General features: G+C 47.7%; 25 protein-coding genes and 1 other annotated feature. Of the genes, 17 read left to right on the forward strand and 8 right to left on the reverse strand.

Features of this window, described 5'->3' with window-relative positions:
- Positions 1 to 7: 7 nt before the first annotated feature.
- Entirely contained in the window at positions 8 to 1,195 is a 1,188-nt protein-coding gene (locus RQP50_RS25090) for an MFS transporter (protein WP_315747086.1), read from the forward strand.
- A gap of 151 nt (positions 1,196 to 1,346) precedes the next feature.
- Here the strand turns inward: RQP50_RS25090 and RQP50_RS25095 are convergent, their stop codons facing one another.
- On the reverse strand, positions 1,347 to 2,603 hold the full coding sequence (locus RQP50_RS25095) for a methyl-accepting chemotaxis protein (RefSeq protein WP_021254263.1): 1,257 nt from the start codon (positions 2,601 to 2,603) through the stop codon (positions 1,347 to 1,349).
- Positions 2,604 to 2,840: 237 nt separating this feature from the next.
- Between RQP50_RS25095 and RQP50_RS25100 the strand changes: the two genes are divergently transcribed.
- Complete coding sequence (locus tag RQP50_RS25100; RefSeq protein ID WP_315747087.1) at positions 2,841 to 3,239, forward strand: O-methyltransferase; 399 nt, start codon at positions 2,841 to 2,843, stop codon at positions 3,237 to 3,239.
- 147 nt (positions 3,240 to 3,386) lie between these two features.
- Here RQP50_RS25100 and RQP50_RS25105 read toward each other — a convergent pair whose 3' ends face one another.
- Together RQP50_RS25105 and RQP50_RS25110 are read right to left on the reverse strand one after the other, a co-directional pair.
- The gene (locus RQP50_RS25105; RefSeq protein ID WP_005551150.1) at positions 3,387 to 3,620 is read right to left on the reverse strand and encodes an alpha/beta-type small acid-soluble spore protein; all 234 of its coding nucleotides are present in this window, start codon (positions 3,618 to 3,620) and stop codon (positions 3,387 to 3,389) included.
- A gap of 149 nt (positions 3,621 to 3,769) precedes the next feature.
- Complete coding sequence (locus RQP50_RS25110; protein ID WP_315747088.1) at positions 3,770 to 4,735, reverse strand: aldose 1-epimerase; 966 nt, start codon at positions 4,733 to 4,735, stop codon at positions 3,770 to 3,772.
- 216 nt (positions 4,736 to 4,951) lie between these two features.
- Positions 4,952 to 5,246: a binding site (T-box leader), on the forward strand.
- A 78-nt stretch (positions 5,247 to 5,324) separates the two neighbouring features.
- Here RQP50_RS25110 and trpS point away from each other — a divergent pair.
- The gene (gene trpS / locus RQP50_RS25115) at positions 5,325 to 6,311 is read left to right on the forward strand and encodes a tryptophan--tRNA ligase (protein ID WP_021254260.1); all 987 of its coding nucleotides are present in this window, start codon (positions 5,325 to 5,327) and stop codon (positions 6,309 to 6,311) included.
- Positions 6,312 to 6,340: 29 nt separating this feature from the next.
- Here the strand turns inward: trpS and RQP50_RS25120 are convergent, their stop codons facing one another.
- Positions 6,341 to 6,541 (reverse strand): DUF5325 family protein, encoded by a 201-nt coding sequence (locus RQP50_RS25120; protein WP_138184514.1) that lies wholly within the window; start codon positions 6,539 to 6,541, stop codon positions 6,341 to 6,343.
- Between the two features lie 120 nt (positions 6,542 to 6,661).
- Between RQP50_RS25120 and RQP50_RS25125 the strand changes: the two genes are divergently transcribed.
- A complete protein-coding gene (locus tag RQP50_RS25125) occupies positions 6,662 to 6,880 on the forward strand; it encodes an alpha/beta-type small acid-soluble spore protein (RefSeq protein ID WP_072730701.1) in 219 nt (72 codons plus the stop codon).
- Positions 6,881 to 7,038: 158 nt separating this feature from the next.
- On the opposite strand, the gene RQP50_RS25130 is transcribed toward RQP50_RS25125, so the two are convergent.
- On the reverse strand, positions 7,039 to 8,022 hold the full coding sequence (locus RQP50_RS25130) for a metal-dependent hydrolase (protein WP_315747089.1): 984 nt from the start codon (positions 8,020 to 8,022) through the stop codon (positions 7,039 to 7,041).
- A 113-nt stretch (positions 8,023 to 8,135) separates the two neighbouring features.
- Here RQP50_RS25130 and RQP50_RS25135 point away from each other — a divergent pair, with 113 nt between their 5' ends.
- The 3 genes from RQP50_RS25135 to RQP50_RS25145 all read left to right on the forward strand — a co-directional run bounded on the left by RQP50_RS25135 (position 8,136) and on the right by RQP50_RS25145 (position 10,189).
- Entirely contained in the window at positions 8,136 to 8,420 is a 285-nt protein-coding gene (locus tag RQP50_RS25135; RefSeq protein ID WP_315747090.1) for a hypothetical protein, read from the forward strand.
- Positions 8,421 to 8,586: 166 nt separating this feature from the next.
- Entirely contained in the window at positions 8,587 to 9,519 is a 933-nt protein-coding gene (gene cyoE / locus RQP50_RS25140; RefSeq protein ID WP_268626027.1) for a heme o synthase, read from the forward strand.
- A 70-nt stretch (positions 9,520 to 9,589) separates the two neighbouring features.
- A complete protein-coding gene (locus RQP50_RS25145; RefSeq protein WP_065290668.1) occupies positions 9,590 to 10,189 on the forward strand; it encodes an SCO family protein in 600 nt (199 codons plus the stop codon).
- Between the two features lie 4 nt (positions 10,190 to 10,193).
- Here the strand turns inward: RQP50_RS25145 and RQP50_RS25150 are convergent, their stop codons facing one another.
- The 3 genes from RQP50_RS25150 to RQP50_RS25160 form a co-directional block, all read right to left on the reverse strand.
- The gene (locus tag RQP50_RS25150) at positions 10,194 to 10,544 is read right to left on the reverse strand and encodes a toprim domain-containing protein (RefSeq protein ID WP_072730698.1); all 351 of its coding nucleotides are present in this window, start codon (positions 10,542 to 10,544) and stop codon (positions 10,194 to 10,196) included.
- Between the two features lie 192 nt (positions 10,545 to 10,736).
- Positions 10,737 to 10,865: a hypothetical protein gene (locus RQP50_RS25155; RefSeq protein ID WP_260612440.1), complete on the reverse strand. Its 129-nt coding sequence runs from the start codon at positions 10,863 to 10,865 to the stop codon at positions 10,737 to 10,739.
- Positions 10,866 to 11,018: 153 nt separating this feature from the next.
- A complete protein-coding gene (locus tag RQP50_RS25160; protein WP_072730696.1) occupies positions 11,019 to 12,218 on the reverse strand; it encodes an MFS transporter in 1,200 nt (399 codons plus the stop codon).
- 148 nt (positions 12,219 to 12,366) lie between these two features.
- Here RQP50_RS25160 and RQP50_RS25165 point away from each other — a divergent pair, with 148 nt between their 5' ends.
- The 10 genes from RQP50_RS25165 (at position 12,367) to RQP50_RS25210 (ending at position 23,449) form a co-directional block, all read left to right on the forward strand.
- Positions 12,367 to 12,807, forward strand: a complete 441-nt coding sequence (locus RQP50_RS25165; RefSeq protein WP_021254252.1) for a hypothetical protein — start codon at positions 12,367 to 12,369, stop codon at positions 12,805 to 12,807.
- Entirely contained in the window at positions 12,804 to 13,982 is a 1,179-nt protein-coding gene (locus tag RQP50_RS25170) for a transglutaminase domain-containing protein (protein ID WP_072730695.1), read from the forward strand. Before RQP50_RS25165 ends, RQP50_RS25170 begins: the two co-directional genes overlap by 4 nt.
- A gap of 109 nt (positions 13,983 to 14,091) precedes the next feature.
- Positions 14,092 to 16,185, forward strand: a complete 2,094-nt coding sequence (locus RQP50_RS25175; protein ID WP_315747091.1) for a peptidoglycan D,D-transpeptidase FtsI family protein — start codon at positions 14,092 to 14,094, stop codon at positions 16,183 to 16,185.
- Between the two features lie 286 nt (positions 16,186 to 16,471).
- Positions 16,472 to 17,473, forward strand: a complete 1,002-nt coding sequence (locus RQP50_RS25180) for a metal ABC transporter solute-binding protein, Zn/Mn family (RefSeq protein ID WP_072730693.1) — start codon at positions 16,472 to 16,474, stop codon at positions 17,471 to 17,473.
- Positions 17,474 to 17,523: 50 nt separating this feature from the next.
- On the forward strand, positions 17,524 to 18,294 hold the full coding sequence (locus RQP50_RS25185) for a metal ABC transporter ATP-binding protein (RefSeq protein WP_090513654.1): 771 nt from the start codon (positions 17,524 to 17,526) through the stop codon (positions 18,292 to 18,294).
- Positions 18,295 to 18,299: 5 nt separating this feature from the next.
- Positions 18,300 to 19,253, forward strand: a complete 954-nt coding sequence (locus RQP50_RS25190; RefSeq protein ID WP_021258579.1) for a metal ABC transporter permease — start codon at positions 18,300 to 18,302, stop codon at positions 19,251 to 19,253.
- Positions 19,250 to 20,131 carry a metal ABC transporter permease gene (locus tag RQP50_RS25195; protein WP_072730692.1) on the forward strand — a complete coding sequence of 294 codons (882 nt, stop codon included), beginning with the start codon at positions 19,250 to 19,252 and terminating at the stop codon, positions 20,129 to 20,131. The genes RQP50_RS25190 and RQP50_RS25195 overlap by 4 nt, the downstream gene beginning before the upstream one ends.
- Positions 20,132 to 20,387: 256 nt before the next feature.
- Complete coding sequence (locus tag RQP50_RS25200) at positions 20,388 to 21,122, forward strand: Cof-type HAD-IIB family hydrolase (protein ID WP_065290660.1); 735 nt, start codon at positions 20,388 to 20,390, stop codon at positions 21,120 to 21,122.
- Positions 21,123 to 21,167: 45 nt separating this feature from the next.
- Positions 21,168 to 21,644 (forward strand): DUF456 domain-containing protein, encoded by a 477-nt coding sequence (locus RQP50_RS25205; RefSeq protein WP_028533705.1) that lies wholly within the window; start codon positions 21,168 to 21,170, stop codon positions 21,642 to 21,644.
- Between the two features lie 134 nt (positions 21,645 to 21,778).
- Complete coding sequence (locus RQP50_RS25210) at positions 21,779 to 23,449, forward strand: putative polysaccharide biosynthesis protein (RefSeq protein ID WP_051240322.1); 1,671 nt, start codon at positions 21,779 to 21,781, stop codon at positions 23,447 to 23,449.
- Positions 23,450 to 23,552: the final 103 nt, after the last annotated feature.

Genomic DNA, 23,552 nt, shown 5'->3' on the forward strand with positions numbered 1-23,552 from the left:
AAACAACTTGGCGACATCAACTAGGCTTCTTAAGCTGTTCCATGCTTTGTTTTACTCAACGAATGCCGTTCTGCTTTCTTATTTGCCGCTTCTATTGCGGGAGCGGGGTTTCGAACCGTTTGAAGTAGGCACTATATTAATGTTGGGGCCTTTTCTGGCGATGTTTGCACAGCCTGCCGCAGGTCTTATTAGCGACCGCATCCGAAAGGTTCGCCCGCTACTAATCGGCTTGTGGATTGTATTGGGAATATCAGCGTCATTAGCTTTTTTGACAACGGATCGTATCCTTGTCGCGGTAAGTATTCTGATTTTGTATATTTGCTATCTTCCATCGATTTCATTGCTTGATACGTTAACAGTTAAAATAGCCAATTCTATGCAGCAATCATATGGAGCTGTTCGCCTTTGGGGTTCAGTTGGCTTCACCGTAACGGCTGTAACGCTAGCACAGGTATTTGATTTGGTGGGCGGAGTGGATTCACTGTTCTGGATGTATTTGCCGGTCTGGTCCAGCTTTTTTATCGGTATGTTCTTTTTGAAGGAACCGAGATATGATGATGGTGAGCCGGATGAAGCGGTGAACATGACCATTTTGAAAAAGGCGCTCACCATTCCTTCCTTGCTTGTATTGCTTGCTCTTATTTTCGTCATCGGGATGCCCCACCGGATGAATGATGCGCTGCTATCGCTGCATATGAGCGATTTGGGCGCAACCTCCGGGCAGGTATCGATTGCATGGGCTGTTGCAGGATTCAGTGAAGTTTTTGGCTTCATTATTATGGGACGAATCATGAAGCGTTATCGAATGTTGACATTGCTTTCCGCCGTAGGCATGCTATATGCGCTTAGATGGCTGCTGTATTCCATAACGACGGAGCCGGTGATGTTAATCGTACTGCAAGGATTGCATTCGATTACGTATGCTTGCTTCTGGGCCTTAGCAATCGAATTCGTAGTGCAGCTTCTCCCACAGAAATTAGCAGCTACAGGACAATCGCTGCTCGGTATGGTGTTCTTTGGCTTGTCCGGATTGGCGGGAGGAGTTATTGGCGGAGCACTGCAGGAATCGTATGGCGGTAATGTCATGTACAGCATTGGTTTTGTTCTTGCCCTTCTTGGAACTTTTGGCTTCATGTTGTGGAACCGCAAGGATCGCAAGCGCACGCTTGCAGTTGAACAAGAAGCAACTGTATAACTTGCATAATGGAATTGGAGATTAAACTTATCATTTACAGTGCTGAATAGCTGTAAGGTAGGTAAATAGGTAATCCAATAACAGCGGGGCAGCCCTTAGTAGCATTCTACTAGTGGCTGCCCCGTTTGTTTTGGATATCGAATATGCAATATTAGAATTTGAATACTTGAATCGTGCGCTGCAACTGGATCACCTTTTGCTGCATTTGCTCCGTAGCATCGGCCATCGCTTGGACGGATGTAATTTGTTCATTCATAGAAGCAGATACTTGCTCTGTTCCCGCAGCAGATTGCTGTGTAATTGCTGAGATGTTCTCGATGGAGCTTGAAATGTTTACAGCTCCCTCCAGCATCGTATCACTTTCATTCGCGAAGGCGGCAATTTGTTCGGTAATAAATTGAATGCTATCTACAATTTCTAGGAAGATGCGCTCTGTTTCTTTAATTAATTCCGTTTGGGCGTGAACGACCTCTTCATTGACTTGAATATTCGTAATTGCCTGGCGGATGCCTGACTCAATGCTTTTCACCAGAGTAAATACTTCCTTCGTCGAAGCGGAAGATTCTTCAGCAAGCTTGCGAACCTCCTGTGCGACGACTGCGAAGCCACGGCCATGCTCGCCAGCACGTGCCGCCTCGATAGAGGCATTAAGGGACAATAAGTTCGTCTGCTCAGCAATGTCAGAGATGGTGCGTGTAATTTTGGAGATGCCATCTGCTTGTCGTGCAAGTTCCTCAATTGTCGAAGCTACTTGATCAGTTGCCTCGATGTTGCGCTGCATGCCTGCGCTTTGTGTCTCGACTGCCGTTCTTCCCTTAGCAACGAGACCGACTGTAAGGGCAGAACGCTCATTCATTTCCTTCGTAGAGTATGTATAGGACTCAACCTTCTGCTCAATTTGCTTGACGGAATCCGACATCGATGCGACATCTTCGGAGATTTCCGCTGCTCCAATCGCAAGTTCATTTGATGAAGCTGTCACCTGTTCCATAACGAGCTTTAAATTGTGGTTCATATGATACATTTCTCTGCTTGATTCGGATACGTGCCGCGTAATATCGGTCGTTTGGCGTAAAATTTCACGAAGCTTAATGATCATGGAATTAAAAGCATGCCCTAACTCGCCAAGTGAATCATTCGTTGTCACGTTCAACGTTTGGGAGAAGTCACCCTTCGATACTTGCAGGGCTGACTGGGCAATGTCTTTGATCGGGGCACTCAATGAACTTTCCAGAAAGTTAATAATGGGATAGCTAACACCGATCAGGATGGCGATAATGATTATCCCGGTTGTAAGCGATACATCAGCTAGGAGTAGGACTATTGTCGCTAATGCGAATAGGCCGACGATACTGTAACAGCCGAACAGCAGCTTTTGTTTGAAGTTTAACTTGTAGAACCAGTTCATAGGACCGCTCCTTTCCCCTGTCATGCCAAAATTTAGAATTTGAAATCATTATAGCATCGGCTGTGAAGATGGTCTATGAAAATGTTAGTAAATTCAACACGATTAGACGAAATTCGTCAAGACGATTTTGTATGATGTAAAAATGTGTTGATTAAAGGAAAATAATCCCTTATACTGTGACTAAAGAACCATAAAATTGAAGCTAAGCTTCTGTCAAAATAGGGAGGAATGAATAAGATGAAGTCTGTCTCGATTCCATTAGCTAGGCAAATAAGCCTAGTTTTTGAGAAATTAGAATCAGAGCTGATTGGTTTGACAGGTGGAACAATTGTAGTTTGTCTTCGCAATGATATCATTGGGAAATTCGGTGTGAAGCACGATGCGTTGGAAAGCTGTGCTGGTGAACTAAAGCCGATTCGACAAGGATTGTCGAGGCAGCAGATTGCCCAATTTCTGCAAACGGCGATTGATGCGCTGAAACATAAGAAGAATTGGACGCATGGGGAGATTGTGTACGATTTTACAGTTAGGCATGGGGAGCTGCATGTCAGCACATGGTTTGAATCGAATCATAATATGGTTCATATTTTGGATAAGAAGGAAGAGAATCTACATACTTACAGAAATGTATCTTAATGTGTTCATTTGCAATTGTCGAATGTTATTTGTAAATAAGAAAGCAGGAGTCCCTTCTAACACCAGTTGGTTGTAGTAGGACGTCCTGCTTTTTTTCGTAAGTATGGGGTATTACGTAACTAGCTTAAAAAGGTTCAACAGCTAAGCTTAGCGAGCGCGGCCAGCCAATTGCTGTTCAGCAATTTGTACAAGACGCTTCGTGATGTAGCCTCCGATGGAGCCCATATCGCGAGAAGTATAGTTACCGTAGTAACCATCTTGAGAAATTGGAATACCCAATTCTTGAGCGATCTCAAATTTCATTTGTTGAAGAGCTGCTGTTGCTTGAGGAACAACGAGATTGTTGGAACGGCTTCCGCTTCCTTGTTGTTGATTTGGCATGTTGTTCACCTCCTTGTGATAGTTATTATGGAGAGATAGAGATGAAATATGCGAGAGGAAGTGCTCGTTGTGAAATGTAAATAATGCCAAGTTGTCCTGGTCCGGCATTTATGGGAGGAACCCAAAAAGGAGGCTTGTCGCCTCCCCTGTTATGGATGTTGAATTTCAAGCTCTAAGTTGAGGATAACTGGCTTGTTCGGCTCAAGTTCAATCAAGCCTGTAACCTCATTGCCGAATGGAAGATTTGGCGCATCAGGAAGCCAAGTATAAGGCTCTATGCAGATAATTTCATTCGCAGTGCCTCGAGTGTAGAGAACCCAATGCTTGAACCAAGGCTCATTGCCTGTATAGCGGATACGATAACCGTCTTCGCGGGACAGCCAAGCTTCAGGCTTATGCTCGCCTATGCTGAATACCGTATCGAAGTCGGTTCCTTCTAGGTTCATTCCAGAGAGCAGCTTCTCGTTATCACCCAGCGGCAACGTATTTCCTGTCATAATAAGCTCTTCGTCCAGCTCATACACACCTGTAACTGGAACCTGCAGGGTCCAGCGGTTCGGTTCGCCATCAAGTTGTAACCACGTATGTGTTCCGAAGCCAAATGGTGCAGTCTGCTCACCAACGTTGGTTACTTGCAATTGTTGTGTCAGTTGGCTTCCCTTCAGTTCGTAAGTAAGCTCGAACTGGAGAGGTGTTGGATATTGCTCCATCCAGTGCTTATCCTCAGAAGAATGGAACTGAACCGTGACGATAGCGTGATCTTCGGTTGCTTCGGCACATGTAACTTGCCACGATTGCAAGCGATGCAAGCCGTGAATGTGATTGTTGTTGGCTGTGTTCTGATCAAACTGATAGGACACTCCTGCATATTGGAATTGTCCGCGGCGTATCCGTCCAGGCGGCATAAGCATAGGGATGCCGAAGTGGTAAGGTTTGGTCATATAATAATCCAGATCGCTCTCAGCTGGCGTACGCAAAATATCGCGTTCAAGCACTTTGTCCCACAGACGAATGAGATTAGCGCCTAGGGAAGGCAGCAATGTTGCCTCAAGCGTGTCACTGTGAAGAATAACTGTCTCATGATCGTTCCATTTGCCTCTCGTAATCTGATACATGCGAATTGCCCCTTTGCTCGTGAAGTTATGTAATGGTTTGTTATTTTCATGATAGCAAATTCACGCATTAAAGTCATTGAAGCACACAAGGTCTAATTCAAGCGGGCGATAAACGGGCAACAGAACAGATTGACAAATACAATGATCTTCGCTATCCTTATGGCTAATTCCTAGTTATGTAGAGCTCGCATAAGTGATAGGATATAATTGAATTCGTGTAAAATGATGATGAGGACAAGTACGCTATGCGGTAGCTCCAGAGAGTCGGTGGTCGCTGTGAACCGACGCGAATGCATAGTTGGAATGGGCCTCGGAGTGCTGTGTTGAACCAGTGATGTGCATGAAGTAGACATAGCCGCAGCTCTGCGTTACAGAGGTCAAGGCTTGCAAAGAGGGAGTCAGCATCGTTTGCTGATGCTTCCTAACATTCGTAGGACTGTGCTTGTTAGATGTCACAGCCATACGATTATGCAGGCGAATTAGGGTGGCACCACGGTTCTTCGTCCCTTGCGGATGAAGGGCCTTTTTTGCGTTCTCGAGTATGACGATACAAGAATAATGATATTTGTGGAAAAGGAAGTGTTGCGTGATGAAACGCGTATTATCTGGTATTCAGCCAAGCGGTCAATTGACACTTGGCAACTACATCGGAGCAATCCAAAACTTCGTGAAGCTGCAGGAAGAACATGAGTGCTTCTTCATGGTGGTAGACCTGCATGCCATTACTGTACCGCAGGATCCGGAAAAATTGCGTGAGCAGACAGAATCTGTAGCTGCCTTGTATATTGCGGCAGGCCTCGACCCAAGCAAGTCGAACATTTTCCTCCAATCTCATGTTCATCAGCATGCAGAGCTTGGATGGTTGATGACGACACTCACCTATATGGGTGAGTTGGAGCGGATGACGCAATTTAAGGATAAGTCGGAAGGGAAGCAGTCAGTTGGATCGGGCTTGTTCGTATATCCATCTCTTATGGCTGCAGATATTTTATTATATCAAGCCGATCTTGTTCCCGTTGGCGATGATCAGAAGCAGCATTTGGAGCTTACTCGGGACTTGGCTGCACGTTTCAACGGGCGCTTCGGCGACTTCCTGACTGTTCCAGAACCGTATATCCCGGAAGTCGGCGCACGGATTATGTCATTGGATGACGCCTCCAAGAAAATGAGCAAAAGTAACCCTAACCCTGGAAGCTTTATTGCCTTGCTAGATGATCCTGCTGTTATTCGAAAGAAAATCAGCCGTGCGAAGACGGACTCTGAAGCGCTTGTGAAGTACGATCCTGCGAATAAGCCGGAAATCAGCAACCTGATGAGCATCTATGCTCACGCTGCTGGTATGTCCATTGCTGACATTGAAGCAAAGTACGAGGGCCAAATGTACGGTCCTTTCAAGAAAGACTTGGCAGAGCATGTAGCTGCGCTCATCGAGCCGCTTCAAGCCCGCTATCATGAAGTAAGACGCACAGGTGAACATCACGAGGCGCTGCGTCGTGGTGCTGAGCGGGCACGTGAAGCGGCAGAGCAGACTTTAACGGAAGTGAAGCGCCGGATGGGCTTTGTGCTCCCGCAATAAATCTAGGACGATTTGTTAAGCCTGCTTGCCTACTGGCCTGCTGTATGATCTTGTTGGGCCAAGCTTCGCCGACGAAGCTTGGCCTTCACAATGAAGCCGCATCCCATATTCACGATAGCAAGTATGGTAAAGAGAAGAGCAAGCCAGACACTTTGGCTGATGGAGATCGCTGTTGCGATCAGCAGGGCGATGGAAGAGCATGCGAACCATAGTGATAACCATTTGTTCATGGGGAAGACTCCTTTTCGCAAAATAATGTTACAGATAAGTATAACATTTTGCAGGCCGGATAAAATAAGTTTGCAAGCTTGCACAACTAGAAGCGCCTAATTGCGAAAGGAGATTCACCTATGTCTAATCGTTCTGGTTCCAACAACTTGGTTGTTCCTCAAGCTACTGCTGCATTGCAGCAAATGAAATACGAAATTGCTCAGGAATTGGGCGTTCCAATTCCACAAGACGGCTACTACGGGAACTACACTTCCCGTGATACCGGTTCTATCGGGGGATACATGACGAAGCGTTTGGTGCAAATGGCACAACAATCGCTTTCCGGCGGTTCCCGCTAATCGAAATGCACTAATGATTTGGCTACCCTGCGCGCGGGGTAGCCTTTTATTATGAAAAGTGAGTATCAACAGCATTTGGCCAAAAAAGAAGGTACAGTGGATCCTGTCTTCACAGATTCCCTGTACCTTCTTCTTCTAAGTGCCCTTACACGCCGTTTCTATTCGTATTCCAATCCAAAATGCTTGCCGGAGTGAGTTTTGCTTAGCCAGCCTACGAAATAATCAAGCGTCTCATACTTGGCGTTCATCATGATGACAGCAACGAGGGGGAATTGCTTGCGATGCCTATACCTGACATCGGCCCAGCGAACGGCATATCCATAACCGGTTGGCTCTACCGATGCACAAGCGTAGCGTGAAATGTACAGGAGCGCTTCTACAGCAGGGTGCTCCTTGGAAGCTTCTACTGCTGGATGCTTATCGCAGTAGGCCGTCTCTGTCCAATGGAGACGATTGTGATTCCAGTTCCCGATTCGGTAAGCCCCTTCTGGAAGAGGCTTGACTACATTCCATCTGGATAGCGATACGGTCGGAATAAGTGTATACGTGTCCGAATGGACGTACTCTTCATCGAAGAGCAGCATCTGATCCTTAAGCTTCTTGTGTACAGATGCCCTCCATAAGAAGTACACAAGGAGCAGCGCATACAGCACGGGAAATACTATTCTTGGTGACAAGACACCCAATCCCCACAATGCTACAGCTACGAGGTGGGAAGAGAAAATAATCGGATCGAACAGCGAGATGAAGTCAAAGGACAGCCATTTGTCTGTAACAGGCCACGCCACTTGGGTCCCATAGGCATTACACAGATCAGTAATGACGTGTATGACTACGGCGAGAGCGGTCCAGAGCAGAACGTGCCAGAACAAGGCACCCTTGTTCAGCAAAGTCATTAGACCTGCGATAAGCAGTGCCCATATTGGCAGCATCGGGATGGAATGTGAGATGCCTCGATGCTGACGAATATAGGTGGTGTTGTCCTTCAGCTTGAGTGCAACATCCGCGTCTGGAGCCTGTGATCCGAGCAGAACACTGAAGAAGACGGCCGAAGCCGTAGCAGGATGGGTCATGACGGCAGGATCAATGTGTGAGAGTCCGGCAAGCCCCAATCCAATAACAGCATGTGTGCTTGTATCCATATTCGTAATCACCCTCTTGTATTGTGAGCAATTATGTACCAGAATATGACTCATGAGTACAATTCACAAGAAGGATTCAGTGGGGGCAACATAAGAAAGAGGGGGAATCAACCATGAACATTATATTTGTCGAGTATCGAATTGAGCCGGACAAGCGAGAAGCATATTTAGAACAGATTACAGAGCGCCTGCAGCCTTTTCCTCAAGTCGTATTATATGAAGGAACTGACCAACCTAACGTATTCGTGGAGCAGTGGATGGATACCACACACGAGGAGTATTTGCAGCTAAGACGGATTCGTCTGGAGGAAACAAGTGAATGGGACGTCATTACCGCTTGCATTCCTGGCGGTAGATCCAAATTGCACATCTGGGAGTTCGCATCAATTTCCAAATAAGTATAGCCACACACGCTATTGTGAGGAAGATCCAATAGATTGTCAAAATGATGAACGATGCTACGAGACATTGTCAGCAATTGGACGTTTTTGATATGATGAAAATTACAGCGGAAACATAAAGTTTCTGCTCTTGTTTGTACAACACAAGGAGGAACAGGTCATTTTGGATAAACAATATACGTACCAGGCTCCTTCCGACTCTATCCCGCTATCGCCGGAACCGGTGCGGGTCGAATTATGGAAAGAGTTTGTTCAGTTAACGAAGCCGGGTATTATTCGCTCCAACTTAATGGCTGCATTCACAGGGTTTTGGGTGGCAGCCAAATGGGATATTCCGTGGATGACCTTGCTGTGGATGATAATTGGTACCGCACTTACGATGTCGTCCTCATGCGTGTTCAACAACTATTTTGATCGAGATTTCGATATGAAAATGGAACGTACGCGCAATCGATCGCTTCCTACGGGACGTTTACAGCCGAATGTTGTGCTCTGGTATGCCATTATTCTTGGTATTGCAGGTCTGTCGGTCTTGTTCCTGATGACCAATCCATTGACAGGATGGTTTGGCGTTCTGGGCATGTTTGTTTATGTAGTCATTTATACATTATGGTTGAAGCGAACATCGACATGGAGCACCTCTGTTGGGGCCATTTCGGGAGCAATGCCACCCGTTATGGGGTATACATCTGTGACAGGTCAAGTGGATGAAGGGGCTATCCTGTTGTTCCTCATTCTATTCCTGTGGCAGCCGCCTCACTTCTGGGCGCTAGGCATTCGACGTGTTGAAGAATATCGTGCCGCTGGATACCCGCTGCTTCCCGTAGTCAAAGGAATCGAGCGGACGAAGAAGCAAATGATCCCGTATGTTGTGCTGCTTCTGCCGGTTACTTGGCTGTTCTATTCGTATGGCTATGTAAGCTGGATTTACGGGGTATTAGGAACCATTCTTAATGTGATTTGGCTGTATATTTGCATCTCGGGCTTCAAGGCGAAGGACAATGAAGCTTGGGCGAAGCGCAACTTCTTGTTTTCGATTAACTGGTTATTGCTGCACTTGTTCATTCTTGTCTTGGATACGATGGGGAAAATGTAATATCGCATCAAATCGAGTTAATTGGAATTCAGCCTGACCACTAAAGGGAGTGTAACGGGAGGAACAGACGATGTCTCAATGGGCGAAGAAGTATTCTTTGCAAATCTTCTTAATGTCACTGGTTGTGGTATTTGCAATTATTGCTGCTTGGTTATACTGGCCGCGTGAAGATTTCAAGAAGGCACCGGATTTTTCTATGCAGAATGTGGATGGAAGCACAGTAAGTCTTGATAGTACGAACGGGAAGGTAAGGCTCTTCTATTTCTATTTCACGAATTGTCCGGACGTCTGTCCGCCGACGACATTTATGCTGTCTGAAGTACAGACTTTACTGCAGGAGAAAGGCGTATTTGGTAAAGAGGCAGGTATCGTATCCATCTCCTTCGATCCGGAGCGGGATACGATGGATGCGATTAAGACGTGGTCGCAGAAATTCAACGCTGACTACTCAGGCTGGTATTTCCTTCGCGGAAAAGAAGAGGACGTGGCCAACATGATGCCAGCGCTGGACTCTGCTGTGATGAAGGATCAGGATGGCAACTTTACGCATCTCAATGTCATCACTCTAGTCGATCAGAAGGGTAATATTCGCAAAGCGTATAACGCGAATGATCGGGAGCGAACAACGCCTGAAATCATTGCGGAAGATGTCATGAAATTAATTAAATAAGAGATTAGGTAAGCGGGGGAAGATCCGGATACACGATGTATTCGTCTAACCCCGCTTTTTCTAATTGTTGGATTAAATACTCATCTGGCGTACCTTCTACTCCAGCATATCCTCGGCGCGTATAGAGATGATCTGCATCCGGGAACGTATCTCGCAGAATAGCTCGAATGCGTTTCCCAGAAGAGTCATTATCCATAAATAAGTATACGGGCTTATCTCCAACCTGTTTACGCAGTTTTTCTGTGCGATCGGTATTCAATGTCCCATATGTGCACATGATGTCAACTTTGTCAGCCAACAGCTTTCGCAAGCGGCTGCGATCGTTTTTGCCTTCTACGATGAGAGCGATTTCCATCGTGTTCACCTTCTTCCTCTATGCGGTACGGGCAGCATTCCGAATCTGATGGAAAAGATCCGGCCAGTAATTCTCCCATTATCAATAGTGTACCACGAATGATGAAATCCATTGCGGTGATGAAACGAGAAGCGCATGACAAAATTGGCTTGCCCGGAGGCAAGCCGTATAAGGAGAGAGCAAGATGGGGGGTTACAGCAGAGGAGCACGCAGAATGATGACGAGCAGGATGAACAGGGCGAGAATTACGGTGGTTATTGTCCAGAAACGTGCGCCGAACGCCAGCTCTGGCCCACCGCCAGGCTCAGTATAATACCCCAACTAGGTTCACCTGCTTTCGTCGGTAGTCATTTCTCATCATTATAGTATGTTCGCGGAATTATCCTGTTCTGTGTATTCACCCATATTTGGGAATATGGGCGCAAACCATGTGAAGGCATCAAGATGCCGGGACAGGACATTCAGCTCTTGTTCTTATGTAGTTGGGTTCGTCGAAGGTGGACGCGTGCTGTGGACAGTCTTCTTCACTAACGATGTAGGCTTGCCTGGCGGGAGCAGCGTAACGGCTGTCATAAGGACGAGAAATGCGATGAAGTACGGCGATAATTGCCCACGGAGCTGCCCGGCAATCATCGGTCCAATGAAGGAGCCGATAGAAGAAGCAATCGATAAGATAGAGAAGATTCGTCCGTATCTGGCCCCGCCGCTCAGCAACAAGAGATGTGCTGATAAAGCCGGTAAAATGATTCCCTTCGTCATGCCGATAAGAAATAAGGAGAGAAGTAAAGGAACAGGCCAGTGAATTGCCAATAGAAAGAACAGAATCGCTAGCGAAAAGGAGCCGAGCCATGTGCGCATATAAGCAGAATATTGATTCAAGAACAACATGCTTAAGGTAAGGAGCGCCCCGAGGCTGATGGCCGAGAACAATACGCCTGTTTTCATTATTGAGGTTAATGCGTCAGCCATAAATGGAAGCTCAAAAAATAAGATGCCCTGCGAGCAGGCAATGGCAAGCGGCATAAAATAGAAGCGCCATGGGATAGCAGGTGCATGCTCAGAAGTTGCAGCTGGTGTTGAAGTAGGGATGCTTGGTGCTGTCGTCTTAGAGGAGGGACTTTCACTTTCTTGAACATCTTGAATAAACAGCCATGCCAACATACCAACAAGGATAAGGCCAATGCCCAGCGCTTGGAACGCCATGACGAATCCGATTTGGGACACGAGATAAGCGCCAGCGGCAGGAGAGACAACAGAAGCCAATGTATGGACGAGCCCATTGCCCGCCATCAACTTGCCTTGATGAACATGATCGCGTGCCATTCGTGCAAGCAGAGACAGGCAAGCAGGGGAGAGGAACGCGAGTACGAATCCGCTTATAGAGCGTAGAATAAGCAGCTGCCATGGGTTGACGACATGGGCCTGAAGCATGAGAATAATGCCGGCTCCAATGAGGCTGAACACGATGAAGATGCGGCTGCCGAAGCGGTCCACTCCGTAACCGGCCATGACGTTGCCAGGCAGATGGGTGAACGAATACATACCCATCATTAATCCGATGAAGGATGGAGCAGCACCAAGAGAGATTGCAAATGGGGTCAGAATGGGGTACTGCGCATGCAAATCGAAAAACGCAACGAATAAAAACAGGTAGAGCCAAAAGACAGAACGCAAGCCAAGTCACCTCCAGATCGCTATGGTATACTTGTACGTATTAGCGGACGAACTTAGTACCCGAATTTGGCTGAAGGTGTTAGATGGTCTGACTGTTGCATCATATAGGAATGATGTATAATACGCTTTGGAAAGGGTGATTGAAGAAGTGAGTCAACTCGAAATGTGGTTTGAATTTATTAAGCAAAATTGGCTTGTCTTCCTAATCGCACTCATCGTACTGCTCGTAATTGTTAGTTTCGTGAAAACGATGATAAAATGGGCGCTGGTCGTCGTAATTGTCGCTGCTGTAGCCGTCTATAGCGGAATTACGTGGGACGACGTGAACAACGTAGTGACGACAGTGAAGGATGAGACTGTGCTGAAGCTGAAGGATCAAGCGATGAACTCCATGATGGAGGAAGCGAAGAAGGCGACGTTCAAGAGCAATGAGGACGGGACTTATACGATCAAGTCGCCGAATTTGGAGCTTACAGGCACTCCTAACAGTGACAAAGTGAAATTATCGTTCAATGGAGTCTCCCTTGGTGAATGGAGCATGAACGATACGATTCGCGATTTCGTGAAGGAAGCGAAGCAGAACAAATGAGTACCGGATTGCAGTGGGAATGGAACGCGATAACGCTAGTACTGCTTGCGGTCGTGCTTCTTTCCGCAGTTCAAGGGGTGGCGAGAGGCGCTTCGGGGTCCATGCGCCACCTCTTTCTATTTGTTGCTCAGTCGGCCTGCACCATTGTATCACTTATCCTGTCCTTCGCTGCTGCGATGTGGCTCTCGCCCATGGTACAGCGTCAGTTCGTTGATTGGAATATTGTTATACCCTCCCATGCACTGGCTTGGTGGGAGCAGATCTATTATACCTTCGTGACAGGAATACGGGACTTCGCACTGCTGCGCGTTGCAATCTTATTCGGCATCATCTATATGCTCGTCCGAGGAATAATGGGTTGGCTCGTTTCTTTGATCTGGAGCGGGGCTTCTGTGGCGAGTCAAGAAGAAGGAAGCTCATCTTCTCGCTCAGGGTTCATGCAAGTGATAAGCCGTATGGCCAATTGGCTAACGGGTGGTGCAATTGGTGCGCTAATTGGTGGTGTGCGCGCCTTCATCATTATTATGGTGTTATTCGTATATGTTGCCCTTCAGCCTGCTACGAAGGCAAGCGATATCATTCAATCCTCTTCTGCTTATCGCACGGTGGCTAACCAAGTGATCGAGCCGCTTGCGGGGTCATTAATTACAGAGAGTCTGCCTGTCTTCACCTCCCAAATGGGGCAGGAATTCGGAGAACTTCTGCAGCGACGATATGAAGTCATTGATAATCAGATTTCTTCCGATGTGAAGCAAGCTGCGCGTGATGTGACGGCAGGAGCATCGACCGATGAAGAGAAGGCACGACGCTTGTATGATTGGGTTGGTTCTAGGGTTCAGTACGATTGGGATAAGGCCAAGCAATACGAGACGAAGCGGATTTGGAAGGAGCAGACCCCGGAAGATACCTTCGCTACGAAGCAGGGGGTATGTATCGATTATGCTCGTCTGTATGCAGTTATGGCTCGTTCCTCAGGCCTTCAAGTCAAGGTTGTAACTGGTCTTGGATACAATGGCAATGGCGGCTATGGTCCGCATGCCTGGAATCAGGTCTGGCTAAGCGAACAGAAGAAGTGGGTGCCGCTAGATAGCACATGGGCATCATCGGGAGATTGGTTCAATCCCCCTAAGTTCGACACCACTCATATTCCAGACAAGCCATTGACGATAAGATAATTTGCGGCGATGGCGATTAGAAGCTGCACAACCTTTGAATATAGGCAAATCAGTATGGTAAAATAAATAAGATTGTACAGCAAAAGTTAGCAAGAAAGGATGATTGGCATTGAGTCATCCAAATGCGGATGATCCGCAGAAGCGGGAAGTACAGAACCGGCGTACGTTTTCGTTTCGGTTGAACTTATTCTTTTTTATTACATTTTTGATTTTCACCGTGCTTATCGTGAGACTGGCCATTTTGCAATTCGTTGAAGGTCCCGCCCTGAAGGAGAAGGAGTCCCAGCTTGGATTCCGGGAAACGGCGGTCCCGCCGCTTCGGGGAACTATTTATGATGCTTCGAATACGCGGCTAGCCTATTCTACAGCGTCGCAATCTCTTTACTTCAATGTGGTAAAGAATTACGGGGATCCGAGCAAGAAGATGACGGATGACCAGAAGAAGAATCGAGCTGAGGTAGAGCAGCTTGCGAAGCAGCTCGAGGAAATATTCAAGAAGATAGGCAGTCCTCAAGACAAGCCATTAACAGCTGAAGAAATTTTGAAGCGAATGGACTTGGGTGGAAAGATGAACTTTGTTTTTGTTCCTAGGCTCATTAAATCAGGATTGACGAAGGAAGAGGTTGCTTACTTCCTGGAGCATAAATCGCAGTTCAAAGGCATCGATATCGTCGAGGATAGTGTTCGTAACTATGATAAGGATACGATCGCAGTACAGACGGTCGGTTATTTGAAAAAGTTCAAGGGTGTTCGCGAGCGGATGCCGTTCTACAAGGAACAGTATGAGAAGCAGGAACAGCTTCCTACGGAGAAGGAATACTTGGAATACGAGGATGTTGGCGTTGACGGCATCGAATTGATGTATCAGAACGAGCTGCGCGGTTTGAACGGGGTGAAGAAGTTCCCGGTCAACGTGGCGGGTCGTATTATCGGGCCGATGCAGTTGACGAAGCCGGAGCGCGGCAACAACATACATTTGACGATCCATCGCGATATTCAGAAGGCAACAGAGGAGTCCATCGTAAAAACGCTGGAGAAAATTCGTAATTCCTCGAACCGCACCGAGTATGCACCAAATGCACGCACAGGCTATGCAGTTGCGATGGAAGTGGACACGGGCAATATCGTATCGATAGCCAGTATGCCAGATTATGACCCGAACGTATGGCGGAATGGTCAAATCAGTAGCGACGACTATGAAAAGATTCAGTATTTCATGGGGAACGGAGCTATTCGCGAGGTTTATGGACCATACAATGATGACAAGGAGCGCGGACGACATCCGACATCACTTGTATACCTCGGTTCTACAATGAAGCCATTGTCCGTCCTCATCGGTCTGAAAGAAAATCTGTTCGGCCCATGGGCAGAATACTATGATAAGGGTTATGGGGAGTTCGGCCGCAAAGGATATGAGACGAAGGTATGGAACTCGAGTCGAACCTCTTACGGTTATATGGATGCTGCGAAAGCCCTTAAAGTATCCTCCAACGCCTTCATGGTAGACATGATCGGTAAAAAGCTATTTTCCCTTTCCGACCGGAATGGGCTGGAGTTATGGGATAAATATATGGATGCCTTTGGTCTCGGCGTGAAGACAGAAAGCGGTATGCCTGGTGAATCCGCTGGATTGAAGGACTACCTGGTGGAGGCGGAGCGTAACAATGCACAATCCGCACTTGTATATGCCTCCTTCGGTCAGCAAGGGAAATATACAACCTTGCAGCTTGCTCAATATGCAGCTACCTTAGCGAACCATGGTCAGCGCATTAAGCCTCAGTTCGTGAGCAAGATTACGGACGGAGATGGCAAAGTAGTAAAAACCTTCGGGCGAGAAGTGTTGAACGAAACGAAATTCGACGACACGCACTGGCGTGTTGTTGAAGAAGGGATGTCGAAGGTTAACGTTCATGGCTTTGATGGTTTCCCTTACTCGTTCTACAGAAAGACAGGTACGTCGCAGCAAAGTATAGCGGGGAAAACGCTGGAAAACGCGGTGTTTATTGCCTATGCGCCGGCGGATAAGCCGAAGCTTGCGGTTGCGGTTGTCGTCCCAGAGGGCGGATATGGTTCCTACGGGGCAGCTCCGATCGCGCGTGCTATGTTCGATGCGTATGATGAGGTATACGGATTGACGGGTACACCGAAGAAGAAGCAAGGTACAGGCGGCGAATCTACGGATGCAGCTAACAACAATCAATAAGCAGGAGGAGTCGCTGCGTTAAGTGGCAATGATGCATTTCTGAGCGTTGCGAGCCTCAAATAAAGACTTTTTCATATCGTACATGGTGTCACCGATCAGGGAGCACATCGCATACGATAAGGAAAAGTCTTTTCTTTTTGCAAAACTATATGTCTAGGGAAAGAATTTTTTTTTATACAAAAATAGTTGCATTAGGGAAACATATTTGTGTATATTAAACAGTGATCAGTGATAAACGTAATCATTACAAAAAAACATTGGGCATTCATGTGGGAGGGAACGAAAGATGACGAAGGCAGCTGAAAGACCGAATGGGAAGTTCAAAATGAATTCGGCGTTGAAGCGGTTGGTTATGACGATATTGTTCTTAAGCGTAGCTGTAGGATTAGCAGCATGTGGCGGCAGCACAAACGAGGGCAAGACAGAGGGAACTGCAACGTCTGCCGATGCTCATCCAATCAAGGTAACAACTACGATTGGTATGATTGCTGACGTGGTGAAAGAGGTAGGAGGAGAACGTGTTGATGTAATTGGGTTGATGGGTCCAGGGGTTGACCCTCACTTATACAAAGCGTCTCAAGGAGACATTAAGAAGCTGGATGATGCGGACATCGTATTCTACAACGGCTTGCATTTGGAAGGGAAGATGGTCGATATTTTGGAGAAAATGAGCGGCAGCAAGACGACGGTTCCCGTCTCCAGAACAATTTCGGAATCTGAGCTGCTCGCAGATCCGACATTAGCACAATCGCATGATCCGCATATTTGGTTCAATGTGCAGAATTGGATCAAGGCGACGGAGGTCATTCGTGACACGCTGGTGGAATATGATGCGGCACATGCAGAAGCCTATAAGCAGCGTGCAGAGGCATATGTAAGCAAGCTGCAAGAGCTTGATGCGTATGTACACAAGCGGATAGAAGAGATTCCGGAAGGGAGCCGCGTGCTCGTGACGGCGCATGACGCGTTTGGATATTTTGGCAAGGCGTACGGCATGAAGGTTATGGGGCTTCAAGGAATCAGCACGGCTTCTGAATACGGAAGCAAGGATGTATCCGATCTTCGCGATTATCTGGTGGACAATCAGATTAAGGCAGTTTTTATTGAATCGAGTGTACCGAAGAAGGCAATTGAGGCGGTCATCGAAGGAGCGAAGAAAAAAGGCCATGAGGTCGTCATTGGCGGTGAATTATTCTCGGATGCAATGGGCGAGCCGGGGACAGAAGAGGGAACTTATATTGGCATGGTTCGCTTCAACGTCAATACGATCGTCGATGCACTGAAGTAATGTACATAACTTCGAGAGATATAACATGGTAGGAGAGGAGCGAAATGAGCATGATGGATAAGGGGAATACGCCGCTTCGTGTGAGTGGCTTAACTGTTGCATACCAGAAGAAGCCCGTGCTTCGCAATGTTAGCTTTACGATACCGGAGGGAAATTTAATCGGCATTATCGGGCCGAATGGTGCAGGGAAATCTACACTTATTAAATCTGTGCTTGGATTAATTCCGCGAGTAAGCGGAGAGGTGAATATATTCGGCAAGCCTTACTCGGAAAGCCGCAAACGGGTAGGCTACGTCCCACAGCGCGAATCTGTGGATTGGGATTTCCCCACGAACGCACTCGATGTTGTAATGATGGGCCGTTACGGACACTTAGGATGGTTCAAGCGACCGGGCGCGAAGGAGAAGGAGATTGCGCTCGATTGTTTGGCCAAGGTGGGAATGGCGGATTTTGCAGATCGGCAAATAAGTCAGCTGTCCGGCGGACAACAGCAGCGTGTATTCCTAGCAAGGGCGCTTGCCCAAAACGCGGACATCTATTTTATGGATGAGCCGTTCGTTGGTGTAGATGCGATGACGGAGAAAGCGATCATTACATTATTAAATGAATTGAAGCGTCAGGGGAAGACCGTGCTTGTTGTCCATCACGACTTGGCAACAGTGAAGGAATACTTCGATTGGGTAATGCTTCTGAATGTAGAATTGGTTGCCTGTGGAGAAACCGAAAAAATATTTAACACAAGCATGTTGCAGCAAACCTATGGCGGCAGACTTACCGTGTTGGATCAAAATGCGGGTGCCGTCATGGTAGGAACGAGGTGAGTGCAATGTTCGGAATATCTTGGGACGTGTTGCGTGATCCGAATACACAGTGGATTCTCGTCGGTTGTTTGCTGCTCGGTCTCATGAGTGGCATTGTGGGCAGCTTCGCTTATTTGCGGAAGCAGAGTCTGGTCGGGGATACGCTCGCGCATGCTGCGCTGCCAGGCATATGCATTGCTTTTATGCTCACTGGGGTTAAATCGCTGCCCTTATTTTTCCTAGGAGCCTTCTTATCCGGTATGCTGGCAACAGCGGGAATTTCAGTCGTGACGCGCTATACGCGCATCAAAGCGGATGCGGCAATGGGGATTATGCTGTCGGTGTTCTTCGGTGTTGGCATTGTGTTGCTGACGCAAATTCAACATTCCAGCTACGGTAACCAAAGCGGACTCGACAAGTTTCTGTTCGGCCAAGCAGCTTCCATGATGCAGAGTGATGTCTATACGATGGCAGGTGTGTCGCTGCTTATTATTGTGGCATGCAGCCTGCTGTTCAAGGAATTCAAGCTGCTCAGCTTCGATCCTGGCTTTGCGCGCGGACTCGGGTTTCCGGTTGGCGTGCTGGAGCAGCTGCTTATGCTGTTTACCGTAATTGCCGTCGTTGTTGGCATTCAGGCAGTCGGCGTTGTGCTTGTTGCGGCACTATTGATTACTCCTGCCGTATCTGCACGCTATTGGACCGATCGACTCGGATTAATGGTGCTGCTCAGCGGGCTGTTTGGAGCAGTAAGCGGCATTATTGGCACACTTGTCAGTACGACGACGAGCAATTTACCTACTGGCCCGCTCAGTGTATTGGCTGCAACCTTCGTCTTCTGCTGCTCGGTTGTATTTGCCCCACGCCGCGGTGTGCTCGCGAAATGGATTCGTCGGATCCGTAATCATCAATCGATTCGGGTGGAGGAACGAATTCGTCTAGAGGAGACGGAGCCTCGATTGCGAAAGGAGGCGTCGTTGTGACAGACCTATGGATTATACTGACCGGTGCGCTAGTAGCTGCAACTTGCGGGATATTGGGCTGCTTCCTCGTGCTGCGCAAAATGTCCATGATCGGGGATGCCATCAGCCATTCCGTGCTTCCCGGCATCGTTATAGCCTTCATGCTAAGCGGCTCACGTGATTCGTTCGTCATGCTGCTGGGTGCGTCCGCAGTAGGCTTAGTAACGGTATTTCTCATTCAGCTGTTTCAAAATAGCGGCGTGCAATCGGATGCATCAATTGGAGTGGTATTTACCGCATTATTCGCGGTTGGCGTTGTGCTCGTAAGCTTGAATGCACGCAATGTGGATCTGGATTTGGATTGTGTTCTGTTTGGTGAAATCGCCTATGTCCATTGGAATACAACGACCTTGTTCGGCATCGACATGGTGCCGAAGGCTGTATGGATACTCAGTTTTACACTGCTAGTGATATTGCTCGTCATCGGGCTGTTCTATAAGCAGTTCAAAATATGTGCATTCGATCCGGCGATGGCTATAGCCTGCGGCATACCTGTTGCGTTATTCCATTATTTGCTGATGGGACTCGTGTCCATGACGACAGTGGCTTCATTTGAAAGTGTAGGAGCTATCCTTGTCGTCGGCATGCTTATCGTTCCAGCTTCCACCGCCTACTTGCTAACGGAGCGCTTGAGTCTCATGATTGTGTACAGTGTGGCCATTGGAATTGGATGTGCAATAGCTGGCTACTACCTGTCCTCCTTACTCGATGCGTCAATAGCGGGAATGATGGTCACGGTAGCGGGCGCATTGTTCATACTTGCCTTTCTGTTGTCCCCGACTCATGGAATGCTGGCCCGCGTACTGAAGCGTCGTCGGATTGCAGAGATGACTGCTTAGAAGCGGCTTAGGAACACCCTTTGCTCCTGATTATGGAGAGGGGTGTTTTTTTGTTATTGCCAGATAGGAACCACTGCGTAAGCGGCCTCTTTGTAAAGGAAAGGAATTCTTTGTTGTAAATGCCTGCATATGATACAATGGCGTTATGCAAATTTGTGCACGACAATGATTGACAATGAGTGTTACAAGCTTCGACAAATAACGAATCACAACTCGTCTGAAGCGGAACGCATCAGAGACAGGAGTGACGGATGAGATGAGTAAATATAAGTTGTTGGCTCTCGATATGGATGGAACGGTATTGGATGATGATCAGCGCATTTCCAAGGAAAATGCTGATGCCATCCGCAGTGCTTGCGATGCGGGAATTACGGTCATCTTCTCCACTGGCCGCGCGTTCGTCAATGCACTTCCTTATGCGGAAGAACTAGGATTGAATGCTCCAATGATAACAGTCAATGGGAGTGAAGTGTGGAAGAATACACGTGAGCTGCACTTGCGTCATCTCTTGGATCGCGAGGCGGTGAAGCGCATGCACGCGATGTCCGAGGAGCATAATGTGTGGTTCTGGGCTTATTCGACGGAACGATTGTACAACAAAGAGAATTGGGGAGCCGATATCGAGGCTGAGGAATGGCTGAAGTTCGGCTACTTTACGAAGGATGATCGTGTGCGCGAAATTCTGTGGCGCGAACTGCGTGCCATGGGCGGATTGGAATTGACCAATTCCTCGCCACATAATATTGAGATTAATCCTGGAGGAGTCAACAAGGCAACGGGAATACAAACTGTATGCGAGCTTATTGGCTGCGAGATGTCGCAAGTGGTTGCTGTAGGCGACAGCTTGAATGATATGGCCGCGATTCAAGCGGCAGGGCTTGGTGTAGCTATGGGGAATGCGCAGGACGAAGTGAAGCAGGCTGCGGACATCGTCGTACGAACGAACAACGAGCATGGTGTTGCCCAAGTCATTAGGGAGTATATGCTGTAATCGATTGTTCACGAGCGTTTATTCTCGTGCAAGGTGGTGGAACGGATGGTTATTTTCGGTTGGATTAGTGTGATAGTCCTGTTTCTTGTCGGTATGGCAGGGGCTATCTATCCGATTTTACCAGGTGCGTTGGCAATCTATGCAGCTTTCTTTGTGTATGGATTATGCATTAGCTTTGAACCCTTCGGGTTCTGGTTCTGGGCGATTCAGACGATTATTGTAGCTGTGCTGTTTATTGCCGATTACGTGGTCAATGCCTGGGGAGTCAAGCGATTCGGAGGGTCTAAGGCTTCAATCATCGGGAGTACAATAGGGGTCATCATCGGTCCGTTCGTCATTCCGGCGTTCGGTCTTATACTTGGGCCTCTCTTAGGCGCGTTTATCGGGGAACTTATGACAGGAGCGAGTATGGATAAATCGACAAAATCGGCCATTGGTGCGGTTGTCGGACTATTTACGAGCATTGTCGTAAAATTTGCGCTGCAAATCGTGATGATTGTCCTGTTCTTCCTTTGGTTGTAAATGTTTTAATAGAAAAGGTGTCCATAAGACGGTCTGATGGTCTGATATAGACTAGGGCTGTCTTATGGAGCGGCTTCCTGCTCTTTGGAGAAAATACGGTGGCTTTTGTCATGATGAATAGAATTGAATGTAGTATGTTCGGACGGGATATTAGGATACGGGCTAGCATACAGAAAGAAGGGAAACGTTTGGCAAAGGAATCATTTATTAAAGGAACGCTCATTATTGCAGCGGCTACCCTCGTCGCTCGCGTCTTAGGGCTCTTTCAGCGCGTTCCGCTTGAGCATATGCTCGGTTCTGTGGGTAATGCCTCTTTTGCTGCCTCACAGACAGTCTATTTGATGATACTTGCAATAGCGACAGCAGGTATTCCGAGTACATTAAGCAAGATGGTATCCGAACGCTATGCGCTGAATAAGGTGCGCGAAGCGGAGCGGGTCTATTATGCTGCGCTGCTGTTCGGACTCATATCCGGTGTGATTACAACCTTGCTGCTCATCGCGTTCGCAGGTGTGTATGCGGATATGATTCAGCTGCCTGAGGCTGCACTTGCTATTCGTGCATTAGCACCTGCGCTGCTGTTGTTCCCGGTCATTGCCATGATGCGCGGGTATACGCAAGGGCGCAATATGATGCAGGCAAGTGGTGTATCGCAGATCGTAGAGCAGGTTTTACGTGTTCTTACGGCGATCGGACTTGCCTATATCTTGATGAGCACGGGGCAGAACCAAGAGTGGATCGCAGCGGGTGCTTCCTTCGGCGGTGTGCTAGGGAGTGTCGGCGCATTCATTATTATGATCTATTACTTGCGTAAGCTCCGTCAGGCAGATCGGGAAGCTGGAGTACGCGCACGCCGCAGGGGTGCGAAGAAAGTACCGCTTAGCGATATTTTCCGTTCAATTTTCGCGATGTCCGTACCGATTGTATTGTCTTCACTTGCCGTACCGGCTGTAAACTTTATTGATACGTCCATCACGATTCCACTTCTCTCACCGGAAGTTGGGGTAGATGAGGCGAAGCATCTGTATGGTATCCTTGGTCAGCGTGCACAATCGATCGCTGGCATTCCGCCAATTCTGGCGATTGCGTTAAGCACGTCGCTCATCCCGGTCATTTCCGCTGCCTTTGCGAAGCGGGATATGGTTCACTTGAAGCGGCAGACTACAATGGCAATGCGTATTTCCGTATTGAGTGGCATGCCTATCGTATTGGCTCTAGCGGTCGCAGCATATTCCGTGAACGGTTTCTTGTTCAGTACGTTGGACGGTGCAGGCATTATTGCAGCGTTGACGCTCGGTACGATATTCCAAATTACGATGATGACGTCAAGCTCGATTCTAATTGGACTTGGCAAGCCTTATATTGCTATGATCAGTGTAACATTAGGTATTATTATTAAGCTTATTGCCAGCTTCTCGCTTGTTCACTTCTTTGGTATTTACGGCATTATTGGAGGAACAGCATTAAGCTTCCTGCTTATTACATGGCTCAATCTTCGTGTCATGAAGAAGGTTGTTCCGTTTTCGGTACTAGGCAATCGCTGGATAGGCTTCCTGATGACCATCGTGCTGTCGGGTGGCGTAGGATATGGCTGCGAATGGTTGGGCGAGCAATTAGTGGGCATCTTGCCGGCCAAGCTTGCCTTCATGTTCACGGCAGGTGTTGTAGGCGTGGGGGTAGTAGCTCTGTTCGTTGTTGGGCTGGTTGCTTTCCGCGTTATTCGATATGATGAGCTGTCGGGTTACCCGCGTGCGGTTCAGAAGGTACTGCGTCCATTGATGCGATTGCAGGGAGAACGTGGTTAATTCACATACGCGCTATTTATAGCGTAGTGAGAATAAAAAAATTGACAAGCTCCACGAAGGAAGCGCAAGCGATGCACTTCCTTCATGGAGCTTTTTTTGTCGT

It is taken from the genome of Paenibacillus suaedae (genome assembly GCF_032337355.1).
Lineage (GTDB): Bacteria > Bacillota > Bacilli > Paenibacillales > Paenibacillaceae > Paenibacillus_B > Paenibacillus_B suaedae.

Bases quoted from the DNA above. Each gene is read 5' to 3' on its own strand.
- RQP50_RS25095 (WP_021254263.1), bottom strand. From the start codon at position 2,603: ATGAACTGGTTCTACAAGTTAAACTTCAAACAAAAGCTGCTGTTCGGC.
- RQP50_RS25100 (WP_315747087.1), top strand. From the start codon at position 2,841: ATGAAGTCTGTCTCGATTCCATTAGCTAGGCAAATAAGCCTAGTTTTT.
- RQP50_RS25105 (WP_005551150.1), bottom strand. From the start codon at position 3,620: ATGCCAAATCAACAACAAGGAAGCGGAAGCCGTTCCAACAATCTCGTT.
- RQP50_RS25110 (WP_315747088.1), bottom strand. From the start codon at position 4,735: ATGTATCAGATTACGAGAGGCAAATGGAACGATCATGAGACAGTTATT.
- trpS (WP_021254260.1), top strand. From the start codon at position 5,325: ATGAAACGCGTATTATCTGGTATTCAGCCAAGCGGTCAATTGACACTT.
- RQP50_RS25120 (WP_138184514.1), bottom strand. From the start codon at position 6,541: ATGAACAAATGGTTATCACTATGGTTCGCATGCTCTTCCATCGCCCTG.
- RQP50_RS25125 (WP_072730701.1), top strand. From the start codon at position 6,662: ATGTCTAATCGTTCTGGTTCCAACAACTTGGTTGTTCCTCAAGCTACT.
- RQP50_RS25130 (WP_315747089.1), bottom strand. From the start codon at position 8,022: ATGGATACAAGCACACATGCTGTTATTGGATTGGGGCTTGCCGGACTC.
- RQP50_RS25135 (WP_315747090.1), top strand. From the start codon at position 8,136: ATGAACATTATATTTGTCGAGTATCGAATTGAGCCGGACAAGCGAGAA.
- RQP50_RS25145 (WP_065290668.1), top strand. From the start codon at position 9,590: ATGTCTCAATGGGCGAAGAAGTATTCTTTGCAAATCTTCTTAATGTCA.
- RQP50_RS25150 (WP_072730698.1), bottom strand. From the start codon at position 10,544: ATGGAAATCGCTCTCATCGTAGAAGGCAAAAACGATCGCAGCCGCTTG.
- RQP50_RS25170 (WP_072730695.1), top strand. From the start codon at position 12,804: ATGAGTACCGGATTGCAGTGGGAATGGAACGCGATAACGCTAGTACTG.
- RQP50_RS25180 (WP_072730693.1), top strand. From the start codon at position 16,472: ATGACGAAGGCAGCTGAAAGACCGAATGGGAAGTTCAAAATGAATTCG.
- RQP50_RS25185 (WP_090513654.1), top strand. From the start codon at position 17,524: ATGATGGATAAGGGGAATACGCCGCTTCGTGTGAGTGGCTTAACTGTT.
- RQP50_RS25190 (WP_021258579.1), top strand. From the start codon at position 18,300: ATGTTCGGAATATCTTGGGACGTGTTGCGTGATCCGAATACACAGTGG.
- RQP50_RS25200 (WP_065290660.1), top strand. From the start codon at position 20,388: ATGAGTAAATATAAGTTGTTGGCTCTCGATATGGATGGAACGGTATTG.
- RQP50_RS25205 (WP_028533705.1), top strand. From the start codon at position 21,168: ATGGTTATTTTCGGTTGGATTAGTGTGATAGTCCTGTTTCTTGTCGGT.
- RQP50_RS25210 (WP_051240322.1), top strand. From the start codon at position 21,779: ATGTTCGGACGGGATATTAGGATACGGGCTAGCATACAGAAAGAAGGG.